General features: G+C 67.5%; 11 protein-coding genes. 3 read left to right on the forward strand and 8 right to left on the reverse strand.

Annotated elements, in window-relative coordinates; genetic code table 11:
• The first annotated feature begins 176 nt into the window (after positions 1 to 176).
• Together AB0C30_RS36790 and AB0C30_RS36795 are read left to right on the forward strand one after the other, a co-directional pair.
• Positions 177 to 1568: a glycoside hydrolase family 43 protein gene (locus AB0C30_RS36790; RefSeq protein ID WP_357952777.1), complete on the forward strand. Its 1392-nt coding sequence runs from the start codon at positions 177 to 179 to the stop codon at positions 1566 to 1568.
• The gene (locus AB0C30_RS36795; protein ID WP_357952778.1) at positions 1565 to 2830 is read left to right on the forward strand and encodes a hypothetical protein; all 1266 of its coding nucleotides are present in this window, start codon (positions 1565 to 1567) and stop codon (positions 2828 to 2830) included. Before AB0C30_RS36790 ends, AB0C30_RS36795 begins: the two co-directional genes overlap by 4 nt.
• A gap of 45 nt (positions 2831 to 2875) precedes the next feature.
• On the opposite strand, the gene AB0C30_RS36800 is transcribed toward AB0C30_RS36795, so the two are convergent.
• Genes AB0C30_RS36800 through AB0C30_RS36825 form a run of 6 tightly spaced genes read right to left on the reverse strand, consistent with a single transcriptional unit; the run spans position 2876 to position 11344 of the window.
• Positions 2876 to 4378, reverse strand: a complete 1503-nt coding sequence (locus AB0C30_RS36800) for an Ig domain-containing protein (protein ID WP_357952779.1) — start codon at positions 4376 to 4378, stop codon at positions 2876 to 2878.
• A gap of 16 nt (positions 4379 to 4394) precedes the next feature.
• The gene (locus tag AB0C30_RS36805) at positions 4395 to 6308 is read right to left on the reverse strand and encodes an Ig domain-containing protein (protein WP_357952780.1); all 1914 of its coding nucleotides are present in this window, start codon (positions 6306 to 6308) and stop codon (positions 4395 to 4397) included.
• 13 nt (positions 6309 to 6321) lie between these two features.
• Positions 6322 to 7224 carry a carbohydrate ABC transporter permease gene (locus AB0C30_RS36810; RefSeq protein ID WP_357952781.1) on the reverse strand — a complete coding sequence of 301 codons (903 nt, stop codon included), beginning with the start codon at positions 7222 to 7224 and terminating at the stop codon, positions 6322 to 6324.
• Positions 7221 to 8102, reverse strand: a complete 882-nt coding sequence (locus AB0C30_RS36815) for a sugar ABC transporter permease (protein WP_357952782.1) — start codon at positions 8100 to 8102, stop codon at positions 7221 to 7223. Before AB0C30_RS36815 ends, AB0C30_RS36810 begins: the two co-directional genes overlap by 4 nt.
• The gene (locus tag AB0C30_RS36820; protein WP_357952783.1) at positions 8102 to 9472 is read right to left on the reverse strand and encodes an extracellular solute-binding protein; all 1371 of its coding nucleotides are present in this window, start codon (positions 9470 to 9472) and stop codon (positions 8102 to 8104) included. Before AB0C30_RS36820 ends, AB0C30_RS36815 begins: the two co-directional genes overlap by 1 nt.
• A 12-nt stretch (positions 9473 to 9484) precedes the next feature.
• On the reverse strand, positions 9485 to 11344 hold the full coding sequence (locus AB0C30_RS36825; protein ID WP_357952784.1) for a beta-L-arabinofuranosidase domain-containing protein: 1860 nt from the start codon (positions 11342 to 11344) through the stop codon (positions 9485 to 9487).
• A gap of 189 nt (positions 11345 to 11533) precedes the next feature.
• Between AB0C30_RS36825 and AB0C30_RS36830 the strand changes: the two genes are divergently transcribed.
• Positions 11534 to 12523 (forward strand): LacI family DNA-binding transcriptional regulator, encoded by a 990-nt coding sequence (locus AB0C30_RS36830; RefSeq protein ID WP_357952785.1) that lies wholly within the window; start codon positions 11534 to 11536, stop codon positions 12521 to 12523.
• 315 nt (positions 12524 to 12838) lie between these two features.
• On the opposite strand, the gene AB0C30_RS36835 is transcribed toward AB0C30_RS36830, so the two are convergent.
• Both AB0C30_RS36835 and AB0C30_RS36840 read right to left on the reverse strand, forming a co-directional pair.
• Positions 12839 to 13183 carry an Lsr2 family protein gene (locus tag AB0C30_RS36835; RefSeq protein WP_214643165.1) on the reverse strand — a complete coding sequence of 115 codons (345 nt, stop codon included), beginning with the start codon at positions 13181 to 13183 and terminating at the stop codon, positions 12839 to 12841.
• A 124-nt stretch (positions 13184 to 13307) separates the two neighbouring features.
• The gene (locus AB0C30_RS36840; protein WP_357952786.1) at positions 13308 to 13784 is read right to left on the reverse strand and encodes an Lrp/AsnC family transcriptional regulator; all 477 of its coding nucleotides are present in this window, start codon (positions 13782 to 13784) and stop codon (positions 13308 to 13310) included.
• Between the last annotated feature and the right edge of the window lie 2 nt (positions 13785 to 13786).

The following is a 13786-nucleotide window of genomic DNA, read 5'->3' on the forward strand; positions in this document are numbered from 1 at the left end:
CAAGAAACGATAGCAACCTATCGATTAGCCGCAAGACCATCGCGGTAAACATTGGGCCTTGACGACCTTGGTGGTATCGCTAACACTCGACAACGCCCCGACGACCGCACAGATCCGGGATTGAAAATGTTAGCGCTAACCAAGCAATCGCTAGCTCAGACGAGGAGTGCCCTGACATGAGACGTCTGAAATCCATGACCATGGCCGTGGCGGCCGCCGCCGGTCTGGTCATCATCTCCGCAGCCCCGGCGCCCGCCGCCGCGCCGATCACCACCTCCATCTATACCGCCGATCCGGCCGCGCTGGTGGTCGGCGACACGATGTACCTCTACACGGGGCACGACGAGGCGCCCGCCGGCGGCACGAACTTCGTCATGCGGGACTGGCACGTCTTCACTTCCGGCGACGCGACGACGTGGACGGACCAGGGCGCGAAGCTGAAACTTTCAGACTTCCCCTGGGCGGGCGCCGACGCGTGGGCGGGCGAGGTCGAGCCGCGCAACGGCAAGTACTACTGGTACGCCCCCGTCAACGGCAACGGCGCCGGCTGGATGGACATCGGCGTGGCGGTCGGCGACAGCCCGCTCGGCCCCTTCCACGACGCCAAGGGCGGCCCGCTGATCAGCGACAGCACCCCCAACTCCTCGCCGCTCAACATCGACCCGACCGTCTTCACCGACGACGACGGCCAGGCCTACATCTACTGGGGCTCCTACTACGGCCTGCGCGCCGCCAAGCTCAAGCCCGACATGATCAACCTCGACGGCGGCGTGGTCACGCCGAGCGGCGTGTCGAACTTCTGGGAGGCGCCCTGGATGTTCAAGCGCAACGGCACCTACTACCTCGCCTACTCCGCCAACGACTCGGCCTGCTCCGCGCCCGGCTACGCGTGCATCCGCTACGCCACCGCGAGCAACCCGCTGGGACCGTGGACACACCGGGGAGTGGTGCTCGACCAGGTCTCCTCGACCACCAACCACCCGGCGATCATCGAGTTCAAGGGCCAGTGGTACATGGTCTACCACAACGCGGGCAGCCCGGGAGGCGGCAACTTCCGCCGCTCGGTGACGCTCGACAAGCTCTACTGGAACGCCGACGGCACCATGCAGAAGGTCGTGCAGACGACGGGTCCCGCCAACCCCGGCAATCTGGCGCTCAGCGCGACGGCGTCCACCTCCTACGTCTCGCCGTGGGAGACCCTCGGCGCGGTCAACGACGGCTTCACCCCGGCCAACTCGGCCGACCACAGCCACGGCGCCTACGGCAACTGGAACCACCAGGGCACCGAGTGGCTGGAGTACCAGTGGCCGTCCGCGCAGACCGTCAACCGGGTCGGCGTCTACTGGTTCGACGATGACCAGGGCATCGACCTGCCCGCCTCGTGCAAGGTCCAGTACTGGAACGGCAGCGCGTACGTGGACGTGCCCGGACAGTCGGCCTGCGGAGTGGCGGCCAACACCTTCAACACCACGACGTTCACGGCGGTCTCGACGACCAGGCTCCGGCTGAGCGTCACCTCGAAGACCGGCTTCTCGACCGGCGTCCTCGAATGGCAGGTACCGCGATGAAACGCATGGCATTCCTCCCGATCCTGTTACTCGGCTTCTTCCTCGTCCCCGCCGGTCCCGCCGTGGCCGCCGAGGTCAACCTGGCCACGACGGCGACCCCGAGCGCGTCGTACACCTCCTCGTGGGAGAGCGTCGCGGCGATCAACGACAACATCGACCCGCCGAGCTCCAACGACACCGTCAACCGCCGCTGGGGCACCTGGCCCAACACCGGCCAGCAGTGGGCCGAGCTGACCTGGGCCCAGGCGCAGACGCTCAGGGTCGCCCAGGTCTACTTCTTCGACGACAACGGCGGCGTGCGCGTCCCCGCCTCGTGGAAGCTGCAGTACTGGACCGGCAGCGCCTACAACGACGTGCCGAACGCGACCGGCTACCCCACGGCGCTCAACACCTACAACAAGGTGACGTTCGGCCAGGTGAGCACCACGCGGCTGCGCGTACTCCTGCAGAGCGGCCAGGGCTCGGTCGGGCTGCTGGAGGTCAAGGCGTTCACCAACGACCCGGGCGGCGGCGGCAGCCCGAGCACCTGGAACCCGCCCGCCAACCTGGTCACGCCGCTCAACGAGGTCTGGGCGCACGTCGAGAGCACCTATCCCGACCTGTACGGCTTCCGCAACTACGGCTGGGACCAGGTCATGGCCAACGGCGGCTCGATCAACTACTGCGTGCGCTGGGACAGCTCGGCCACGGTGACCGCCGCCCAGCGTGACCAGATCCACGCGACGCTGGCCAGGCAGTTCAAGAAGTGGATGGACGTGATGGCCGGGCACAACAACTGGCCCTACACCAACGTGCCGGTCAAGGTCGTCGGCTGGGCCGTGCGCGACCGCGCCCAGCTCCAGTGGAGCGACAACTCCGTCGACATCTACGTCAACAACATCCGCGAGAACGCGCCGCAGTGCGCCGAGCCGTGCGGCCGCTTCTTCAACCAGAGCGGCAATTACCCGAACTGTCCCGGTGGCGCGTCCCACCACTACGACATGTCGCTGTGGCTCACCGCGGGCTTCGGCGGTGGCGCGGGCGGTGACTGGGGTCAGCGCATCGGCAGCGAGTACTACATGAGCAACCTCAACACCGACAATGTGCACATCCTGCTGCACGAGATGGGCCATTCGTTCGGCCTGGATGACTTCTACGACTGGACTCCGACGGGGGTGTGCTGCTTCCTGATGAAGGCCGGCAGCGCGACCTCGATCACCGACTTCGACGCCTGGATGCTCCGCGACTGGTGGCGGCACCTGAAGAGCCGCTACGGGCGCTGATCCTCCGTGAAGTAGGGCGGCGGCCACGCGAGGCCGCCGCCCTACTTACGCGTTGACGGTGAGCTTGTAGTCGCGAGTGACGGGAGTGCTGAGCTTGTCGTAGTCCCTGAGCTGCACGGTGAAGGAGAAGGTGCCCGCCGCGGCGGGCTTGCCGGTGATCGCGCCGGTGAACCGGTCGAGGGCCAGCCCTTCGGGCAGCGCGCCGCCGGTGACCTGCCAGTCGTAGAAGGGCACGCCCCCCTTGGCCTGGAGCCGCTGGTCGTAGGCGGCGCCTGCCTTGCCGGCCTTGACCGAGGCGGTCTCGATCGAGGGCTTGAGGAACGGGGTGAGCTTCTTGTTCAGCTTCCAGCCGGCGTTCTCCGCGATCAGCAGCGTCAGCTTGGTCAGCTCCCACTGCCGGGTCGGGAAGACGTGGCGCCAGCCGCCGCTCTGGCCGCTGAGCCGGTCCCAGTACGGCTCGTCACCGGGCACGTGATAGCTGGTGTCGAGCGGGACCGGGTAGCCCTGGTAGTCGATGACCTCCTGGTCGTCCCTGCCCTTGCTCGCGACGTACTTCGCCATGCCTTCCCAGTCGCTGTGGAAGGTGACGGCGTGGCCGTACTCGTGCATGACCAGGCCGTGCACGTCGATGACCTGGCCGAGGTCGGTCTTGTACCAGTCCTCGTCGGCCAGCGAGCTGACCAGCTTCATGAGCTGCTCGTCGTACTCCAGGATCATGCTGGTCGAGCGGTGGTAGGGGGTGGGCTTGCCGTTCTGGGTGTGGAACTTGCCGTTGATGGTCGGGTAGCCGGTCGAGTACGGCGTCTGGATGCCGCGGAAGAAGACGTACATGCCGTTGTACGGCTTGGCGTTGGTGGCCTCGACCTCGTTCTGCCAGTCGTCGCCCGGCAGCTTGTTGACCTCGTCCCCGGCGGGGACGGTGTCGAACGGCTTGAGGTCGAAGAAGGCGAACCAGTTCCGTACCGCCGTCTCGGCGGCCTTGCGCACGCCCGGGTCGGAGAAGTAGCGGGTGATCGTGTCGTAGCGGTAGTCGAAGTCGATGGGGATCGTCGGCCGCAGGGCGGTCTTCTCGTCCTGCTGGACCGTGATCGGCATCGTCTGGGTGATCGTGGCGCCGGTCGCGTCCGTGGTCTTCATGACCCACTTGTGCCGCTCGTCCTGGCCGGGGCCCTGCTTGGAGTGGATGGCCAGCCGGACGACCTCACGGTCGGCCGGGCCGGTGAGCGTGAAGGTCTTGGTCGCGCCGGTCGCCGTGAGCTCGCTCGGCATGTTGAGCATCAGCCTGGAGGTGCCCTCGGCCTTGAGGTCGACGGTCAGCGGGTAGGCGATGCCCGCCACCTTCGGCGCCCGCACGGTCAGCTCGATGTACGGGTTGGCCAGGTAGCCCTGCCAGTCCACGAGCCGGACGCCATGGTCGTTGACGTTGCGGTAGAAGATGTCGAACACGTCCAGGGCCGGGGCCGCCTGGCGGGCCGCCAGGCCGGGCGTGGGCACGGAGAGCGCGCCCACGAGCCCGGCCAGGACGGTAACGACGCCGATCTTTCTCACTGAGCGCTCTTTCTTCTCAAGCGAATGCCTTCACTTCCAGCAGTCCGACGGATGCCTGGCCGCTCTGGAGCGCGACCCTGAGCTTGGTGGTGTTCACACCGGTGAACGTCACGTGGTTGTAAGCGTTGAGCGCTGTCGGGTAGGTGCCCGGGATGTCGACGTACGCGGTGCCGTTCCAGTACTGGAGCTTCCAGGAGGCCGGCAGGCGCACGCCGTCGTTGTCGTCGAAGAAGTACACGTCCGCCGACCGGATCGTCTGCGCGGCCGGCCAGGTCAGCTCGGCCCACTGCGCGCCGGTGTTGGGCCAGGTGCCCCAGCGCCGGTTGACGGTGTCGTTGGAGCTCGGCGGGTCGATGCCGTCGTTGATCGCCGCGATGCTCTCCCAGGGCGAGGTGTACGAGGCGGACGGCGTCGCGCTCGTGGCCAGGTTGACGGGCGTGGGGCCACCGCCGCCGACCTGGAGCTGGAACGACTTGGTCACCGGCGTGCTCCTGCTGTCGTAGTCACGCAGTTGCACGGTGAATGTCGAGGTCCCGGCCGTCGTGGGCGTGCCGCTGATCGCGCCGGTGAACCGGTCGAGGCTGAGCCCGGCGGGCAGCGAGCCGCTCGTGACCTGCCAGTCGTAGAACGGCACTCCGCCCTTGGCGGCGAGCGTCTGCTGGTAGCTCTGGCCGGGCGTGGCCTGCGGCAGGGAGGTGGTGGTGATGGAGGGCTTGAGGAACGGGGTGAGGTTGCGGTTCAGCTTCCAGCCCGCGTTCTCGGCCACCAGCAGGGCGAGCTTGGTGAGCATCCACCTGCGGGTCGGGAAGTAGTGCGTCCAGCCGCCGCTCTGCCCGCTGAGCCGGTCCCAGTTACGCTGGTCGCCGGGGATGTGGTAGCTGCTGTCGAGTGGCACGGCGTAGCCCATGTAGTCGACGACGTCCGGGTCGTTGCCGCCGCCGCTGACGTAGGAGCGCATGCCGGCCCAGTCGCTGTGGTAGGCGACGGCGTGGCCGTACTCGTGCATGACCAGGCCGTGCACGTCGAGCACCGAGCCGGCGATGTCGGTCTTGTACCAGTCCTCGTCGGCCAGGGAGGTGAACAGCTGCTTGTTCGCCTCGTCGTACTCGAAGATCATCGCGGTGGAGCGGTGGAGCGGGCCCGCGACCTGCTGGCCGTTCCTGGTGAAGTACTTGCCGTTGGCGGCCGGGTAGCCGGTCGAGTAGGGCGACTGGATGCCCCTGAAGAAGACGTACATGCCGTTGTAGGCGGCGTTGTTGGTGACCGTGATCTCGTTCTGCCAGTCGTTGCCCGGCAGGTGGTTGTTCTCCGCCCCGGCCGCCACCGTGTCGAAGGGCGTCACGTCGAAGAACCTGAACCAGTCCTTGACGGCCTCCTCGGCGGCGGTCCTGAAGGCCGGGTCGGAGAAGTAACCGGTGACCGTGTCATAGCGGTAGTCGAAGGTGATCGGGATCGTCGGCTGCAGGGCGGTCTTCTCGTCCTGCTGGACCCTGATCGGCATCGACTGCTGGAACGTCGCGCCGCTGCCGTCCCTGATCGCCAGCCGCAGCGTGTGCATCTCGTCCTGGCCGGCGCCGCGCTTGGAGGCGATCTCCAGCTTGAACGTCTTCTGCTCCGACGCGTTCGCGAACGTCAGCGTCTTGGTGGCGCCCGTCGCGGTCAGCTGGCTGGGCAGGTCCATCATCAGCCGGGAGGTGCCCTCGGCCTTGAGGTCGATCGTGACGGGGAACTGGGCGTCCTGCGGGGGTTTGACGGTCAGCTGGATGTACGGGTTGGCCAGGTACCCCTCCCAGTCGACCAGCTTGACGCCGTAGGTGTTGACCGTTCTGCCGAACATGTCGACGACCTGGGCGGCGGACAGGGCGTGCGCTGGCTGCACTCCGACGAACAAGGAGCTCAGCAGCAGAAGCGCGACGGTTAATCGCTTCATGATGTGACACCTTTCAGTTCTTGATGCCGGTGAGCGTGACTCCCTCGATGAAGTAGCGCTGGAGGAAGAAGAACAGGGCCACGATGGGCACGATGACGGCCGCCGAGGCCGCCATCAGGTAGCCCCACTGCGTGATGAAGACGCTCTGGAACGAGGCCAGCCCGAGCGAGAGCGTGTACTTCTCCTCGTCCTGCAGGTAGAGCAGCGGGCCGAGGAAGTCGTTCCACGTGCCGATGAAGGTGAAGATGGTGACCACGATGATGGCCGGCTTGGACAGCGGCATGACGATCGTCCAGTACACCCGCCACGGCGACGCCCCGTCGATGTAGGCGGCCTCGTCGAGCTCGAAGGGGATCGTCAGGAAGAACTGCCGCAGCAGGAACACGTTGAACACCCCGCCGCCCGCCCCGGCGAACCAGGCGGGCACGGTGAGCGGGACGAAGGTGTTCAGCGCGCCCAGCTCCTGCCACATGACGAACGTCGGGATGATCGTCACCGCGTACGGCAGCATGACGCCGGTCAGCAGCAGCGCGAAGACGACGTTGCGCCCCTTCCACCGCAGCCGGGAGAAGCTGAAGGCGGCCACCGAGCAGGTGAACACCGTGCCGAGCACGCAGATCACCGCGATGATCACCGTGTTGACCAGGTAGAGGCCGAACGGCTGGGCGGTCAGCGCCTCGCCGAAGTTCGACCACTGGAACGGGCGCGGGATCCACTCCGGCGGCGCGACGAACATCTGGCTGTCGGTCATCAGCGCGCTGCGCACCAGCCAGACGAACGGCAGCAGCGTCGGGATCGCGCCCGCGGCCAGCGCCACGTACAGCAGCGCCCTGCCGTACCTGCGCGGCCGCCGCAGGCCCTGGGTCGGCGCCACGCCCTTCGCGCGGGTCCTCTCCCGCGCCGCCAGCGTGGTCATCGGGCACCTGCCATCTCGTAGTAGACCCAGCGGCGGGCGTTGCGGAACATCAGGAACGTCACCACCATGATGATCATGAAAAGCACCCAGGCGAGCGCGCTGGCGTAGCCCATCTCGCTCTCGGTGAAGGCCTTGCGGAAGAGGTAGTAGACGTAGAAGAGCGTGGCGTGGTTGGGCCCGCCCTCGGTCATCACGTACGCCTGGTTGAACACCTGGAAGGTACCGACCACGCCCACCACCAGGTTGTAGAAGATGGTGGGCGTCATCATCGGCAGCGTCACGTGCCAGAAGCGGCGCAACGGGCCGCCCCCGTCGATGGACACCGCCTCGTACAGGTGGCGCGGCACGCCCTGCAGCCCGGCCAGGAAGATCACCATGGTGTTGCCGAAGCCCCAAGTGCTCATGATGATCAGCGACGGGATCGCCATCTCCTCGCTGTAGACCCACTGGGAGGTCGGCAGCCCGGTCTGGCGCAGCAGCGAGTTGAGCAGCCCGAAGTCCGGATTGAAGATCCAGATCCAGAGCACCACGTTGGCGATCGCCGGGACCAGCGTCGGCAGGTAGAAGATCGTCCGCCAGAGCGACAGGCCGCGCGCCTTCTGGTTGAGCAGCATGGCGACCGCGAAGCTGACGATCAGCGTGAGCGGCACCGCGCCGAGCGTGTAGTACGTCGTGGCGCTCAGCGACTTCCAGAACAGCTCGTCGTCCACCATCCTGCTGTAGTTGTCCAGGCCGACGAACGACGGGCTGCCGCCGATCTGCCAGTCGGTCAGGCTGAAGAAGAACGAGGCGACCATCGGGCCGATGGTGAAGATGGCGAACCCGAGGATGGCCGGCAACGCCATGAGGATGCCCCACCGCGTCTCGAACCGGCGCATCAGAGCGCCTGCGTGTGCTGCCAGCCCTGCAGCATCCCGGTGATCTTCGGCGCGACCGCCTTGAGGATCTCACCCGCCGGGCGCTTGCCGGACTCGATCTCCTGCAGGGCGGGGGCGAGCACGTCGCTGCTGATCACGGACATGTTCTTGACCCGGTTGCCGAACACGGGCACGCCGTGGTCGCGCGCGAAGTCGACGACCGCGGTCCTGAACTCCGGCGGGTGCTGGTCGTTCTTGATCCAGGAGTCGATGGACGCCTGGTCCTCGTAGTACTTCTTCTCCTGCGGCATCCACAGGCCCTGCTTGTACAGGTCGACGTAGCGCGGGTCGTTGTGGAAGGCGAACAGCTCGACGGCCTCCTCCACGTGCTTGGTCCCGGCGAATACCGCCGACGCGCCCGCCACCTGGGTGGCGGTGAACGGTTCCGCGTATTTGGGCAGCACACCGAGGCCGAAGTCGGTCTTGCTCTCGTTCATGTCGAGCAGCGACCAGTGGCCGTCGACCACCATGGCCACGCGCTTGGTCTTGAGGAGAATGTTCGTGCCGGGCACGTCGTCGCCGGTGGCCGCGAGCTGGCCGGGACCGGGCATGACCCGGTGCTTGTAGATGAGGTCCTGGAGGTTCTGGAACACCTTGATCGCCTCGGGTGAGTCGAGCAGGCATCGCTTGCCGGCCTCGTCGGCGAAGTCGCCGCCGTTGCTGCGCAGGAAGCCGTACCAGGCCGCGCCATAGGTGATGCTGCTGGAGATGCCGAACTGCTTGATCTGCTTGGGGTCGAAGCCTGACTCGTCGGGATGCTTGCCGTTCTGGTCGATGGTGAGTTTGTAGGCGTTCTGCACCATCTGGTCCCACGTCCAGGCGGAGGCGGCGTCGGCCGGTGGGGGAGCGATGCCGGCATCGGCGATGGCCTGTTTGCTGTACCAGAGCAGCTCGACCTCGTTGGCCGTGGCCACGCCGTGTAGCTTGTCCTGGCCGTACCAGAGGTAGGCATCCGGCAGATAGCCAGCCAGCTGCGGATATTTCTTCAAATAGGGGAACAGGTCGACCAGCTTGCCCTGCTCGGCCAAGCGGAAGGACATGGCCATCGGCACGTAGCCGACGTCCGGCACCCGGCCGCTGGCCACCAGGGTGTTGAGCTTGACGTCGTACTCGTCGGGGGTGAACAGCGCCTTGACCTTGACGCCCGGCTTCTTCTGCTCGAACTGCCTGAGCATCTTCTCCACGGCCTTCTGCTCGAAGGTGGAGCCCCAGTACATGAACTGCAGCTGCTTGGCGCCGCTCGAGCTGCTGCCGCCGCCGTTCCCGCACGCGGCCGCCGCCGCGCCGAGCGCCGCGAGGCCGCCGATCTTGAAGAGATCACGTCTATTCATGGGGTGATTCCTTTACGCGAGGGGGATCCAGACCCGCATCCCGCGGCCGTCGCGGTTGTCCCACTGGTAGTAGGGGATCGCCGTGGCGGTCACGCGGGAGCCGGTCGAGAGCTCCCCGGGGGGTGTGGTGGTGTACGGCAGGCCGCCCACCGGCTGGGAAACGACTTGGGCGTCGGCCTCGATCAGGACGGTGCGCCCGACGCCATCGAGGTCGTCCTTGTCCAGGACGCGCAGTTCGGCGCCCGCGGGCAGCGCCAGATCAGGAAGGTCCACGCCTTCGGCCTGGTCGGCCTGCTCGAAGCAGTAGACGAGCGGCCCGCGCTCCACGGCGACGCATCCCCTGACGGCGTCGACGCGGCGGTGCGGGTGGACGAGCCGGGGCGCCATGTCCAGCTCCAGCTCGACGGTGTCGCCCGCCCGCCACTCGCGGGTCAGCACGACGTAGCCGCGCTCGTCCGGTACGGCCGCCGCCGACTCGCCCCCGACCGTCACCGTGGTGGAGGCGCTCCACGCGGGCACCCGCAGCGCCAGCGACCATGGAGTTCCGGGCGCGCGCTCCACGGTGAACGTGACGCGGCCGTCCCAGGGGTAGTCGGTGGCGACGGCCAGCGCGAGCGCGCCGTCGGTGACGGTCCCCGGCATGAACTGGTGGACGAGCAGGGTGTTCTCGGCGGAGGTCGCGACGTGGCCGCCGAGGGAGGAGACGAGCCGCATGATGTTCGGCGGGCAGCAGGCGCAGGCGAACCACTCGCGCCGCCGACCGGCGTAGGCTCCTTCGACGTGGTCGTCCCTGCGCTGGAGCGGGTTGACATAGAAGAAGCGGATGCCGTCCGCCGACGTCGAGGCGGCGAAGGCGTTGTAGAGCGTGCGCTCGATCAGGTCGGCGTAACGGCCGTGGCCGGTGGCCAGGAGCAGCCGCCAGTTCCAGTGGATGCTGGCGATGGCCGCGCAGCTCTCGTTGTAGGCGCGGTCCGGCGGCAGCTCCCAGCGGTCGCCGAACGCCTCGTCGGAGTGGCGGCTGCCCATGCCCCCGGTCAGGTGGGTCTTGGTGGCGACCAGGTCCTCCCAGCGCCGGATCGAGCACTCCAGCAGCGACTCGTCGCCGGTCTCCAGGTAGACGTCGACGATGCCCGCCTCCAGGTACAGCTGGCGCACCGCGTGGCCGACCGCCGTGTCCGCCTCCCTGACCGGCAGGTGGTCCTGGGCGTACAGGATGCCGAGCCCGCTGTCGCGGATGAGCCCCTTGCCCCTGTTGTCGATCAGCTTCGCGGCCAGGTCCAGGTAGGAACGCTCGCCGGTGACCCGGTAGAGCTCCACCAGCGCGGTCTCGACCTCGGCGTGCCCGTCGATGCCGTCGTTGCCGCCGCGCAGGAAGACCTCCGCCAGGTGGTCGGCGAACTTCCGGGCGACCTCCAGGAGCTCCGCCCCGGTGCCCGCGCGGGTGGCGGCGACGGCGGCCTGGAACAGGTGGCCCGCGCAGTACATCTCGTGGCTGTACTCGAGCTCGGCGTAGATCTTGTCCGGCTTGACGACCTGATAGTGGGAGTTGAGATAGCCGTTGGGCCGCTGAGCGCGCTTGAGCACCTCGGCCGCCTGCTCCACGAACTCCGGGTACTCCGCCGACGGGCGCCTGGCGTGCTCCCAGGCGACGGCCTCGAGCTGCTTGTACAGGTCGGAGTCCTGGAAGCGGTAGCCCCGGAACTCGCCCTCGCCCGCTCCTCCGGCTCCGGCCAGCCGCAGGTTGGGCAGGCTGCCCGCCTCTTCCATCTGCTCCAGCCCGAGCGGGATGCTCGCCGCGCGGTTGACGCTCTGCCACCGCCCGAACGGACCACCGGTGATCACGACGTCGTGGATGCCCAGCGGCCGCTGCACGGCCTTAGATTCCGCGGTCGGTACGGCAGGGCCGCAGGCCTGGTCCATCGAACTCCTCGCACATGGGGAATAGGCTTTCCTTGGCGAACAGTAAGGTGTTACACATCACTGGTCAACCCTCTGGGTAGTTGGACCGTGACCAGGATGTCGAGGGAGGGAAACCGGTTGTCTGAATTTTCCCAGCGCGCAGTGACCATTCGTGAGGTCGCCGCGGCCGCCGGAGTGTCGATCGGCACGGCGTCCAAGGCGCTCAACGGCCAGGGCCGGCTGCGCGAGGAGACCAGGGCGCGGGTGATCGCCGCCGCCGAGCGTCTGGAGTTCCGGCCGAACACGCTCGCCCGGGGCCTGCTGCACGGCCGTACCTTCACCGTCGGCCTGGTGACGTGCGACAGCTTCGGGCGCTTCAGCATCCCGGTGATGCTCGGCGCCGAGGACGCGCTGGGCGCCGGTCAGATCTCGGTGTTCATGTGCGACACGCGCGACGACCCGATCAGGGAGCAGCACTACGTCGAGCGTCTTCTGGCCAGGCGGGTGGAGGGCATCATCGTCACCGGCCGGCGTACCGAGCCCCGGCCGAGCATCGGCACCGGCCTGCCCGTCCCGGTCGTCTACGCCATGACCCAGTCGACCGAACCCACCGACTTCTCGGTGATCCCCGACGATCTGGGCGGGAGCCTCCTGGCCGTACGGCATCTGCTGGCCACCGGGCGGCGGCGGATCGGCCACATCACCGGGCCGCAGCGGTTCCTGGCCGCGCGGACCCGCGCGGCGGGGTTCGCCGACGCCCTGGCGGAGGCGGGGGCGACGGCGGCGGGCGAGACGCTGTTCGGGGAGTGGTCGGAGGAGTGGGGGCGGCAGGGCGCCGACATCCTGCTCCGCACCCAGCCGGACGTGGACGCGGTGTTCTGCGGCAGCGACCAGATCGCCAGGGGGGTCGCCGAGACGCTCAGGGATCGGGGCCGGCGCATTCCCGACGACGTGGCGCTCGTGGGCTTCGACAACTGGGCGCCGATGGCGCTCGGCTCACGGCCGCCGCTCACCACGGTCGACATGAACCTCGGTGAGATCGGGCGGGCGGCCGCCACGCATCTGCTGGACGTGATCGGCGGTGTGCCGCATCAGGGCGGGGTACGGCGGATGCCGTGCAGCCTGGTGCTGCGGGAGTCGACCCGCGCCTGAGGGGGTTGCCTGAGGGGTCGTCTGGGGGGTTGTCGACCCGCGCCTGAGGAGCTTTGGTCAAGCGGCCTAGCGGTCAGGCGGTCGGACATTCGGAGCGAATCTGGAGTGTCTGGGCAACGTCGGCTGACGGCTGCGCCACCGGTCCCCTCGCCTGGACCGGCGGGCCGTACGGCCTTAAAGGCAGCCGGCCGACTCTGATCGCCATCCTCCCGCCGCGCACCCGCCGTCGCGGCGGCCAAAGGCCGATGGGCGGGCGCATTTCGAATTCAGGAGGTGCCGGTCATTATCGCCGCGGTGATTGCCGGAGCGGCAATCTCAGTGAGCCGCCTCGTACTGCTCCACGATGGTCGCGGCGATACGTCCGCGCTCGCTCACGGGTAGTCCCGCCTGCTTCGCCCACTGGCGAATTTCGGTGGACTTGTCGCGGCTGACCGAGCGTGCCGAGCCGACTCCGCGACGGACCTTGCCACCGCGCTCCTTGCGGACCTGACGCGCCTTGACCAGGAACGGGGCAAGGGCTTTGCGCAACTTCTCCTCGTTCTTATCCGACAGGTCGATCTCGTAGGCAAAGCCGTCGAGGCCGAACCTGATTGTGTTCTCGGACGACAAGGCGGATCCGTCGAGGTCGTCAAGGAAGATCTCTTGAATTTGCTTGGCCATGCTGGTGCTCCGAATTCAGAGGCGAGAAGACAATGAGTACTGTAGCGTATGGTGCCGTTGTCCGGCGCACCCCTGGGGCGGTGGATAGCCAGGACAAAGAAAGCTCGCCTAATTGCATAGCGAGCTATTTCATTCCCGCTATCCGGGGCGGTCGCGGCGTCAGTGCGTCGCGGGTCCACGAGCCCAGCACCAACAGCGTTTTGGTGCCCGTGACGTTCCCGGCGCGGCGCAGGTGATCGATGACCTGCTGGAGATGACCGAGGTCGCGGACCCGTACGTGGATCAGCGCGTCGGGGTCGCCGGCGATGGTGAAAACGGCCTGAACCTCCGCCACGTCGGTCGCCGTGCGGACGATCTCGCTCACCGGCGTCGTGCCCGCGTAACGCAGTTCGGTGAACGCCTCGATGCCCCATCCGAGCTTGGCGTAGTCGATCTGCACACTGAAACCGGTGATGACACCGAGCTCTTTGAGCCGGTCCACCCGGCGCTTGACCGCGGCCACGGAAAGGCCGATCGTGCCCGCCATGTCGGAGAAGGTGCGGCGCCCGTCCTCGCGCAGCAGGCGCAACACCCGATGATCAATGTCATCTATTTCTGGCATGT

Source organism: Nonomuraea sp. NPDC048901 (assembly GCF_040649695.1).
Taxonomy (GTDB): Bacteria; Actinomycetota; Actinomycetes; order Streptosporangiales; family Streptosporangiaceae; genus Nonomuraea.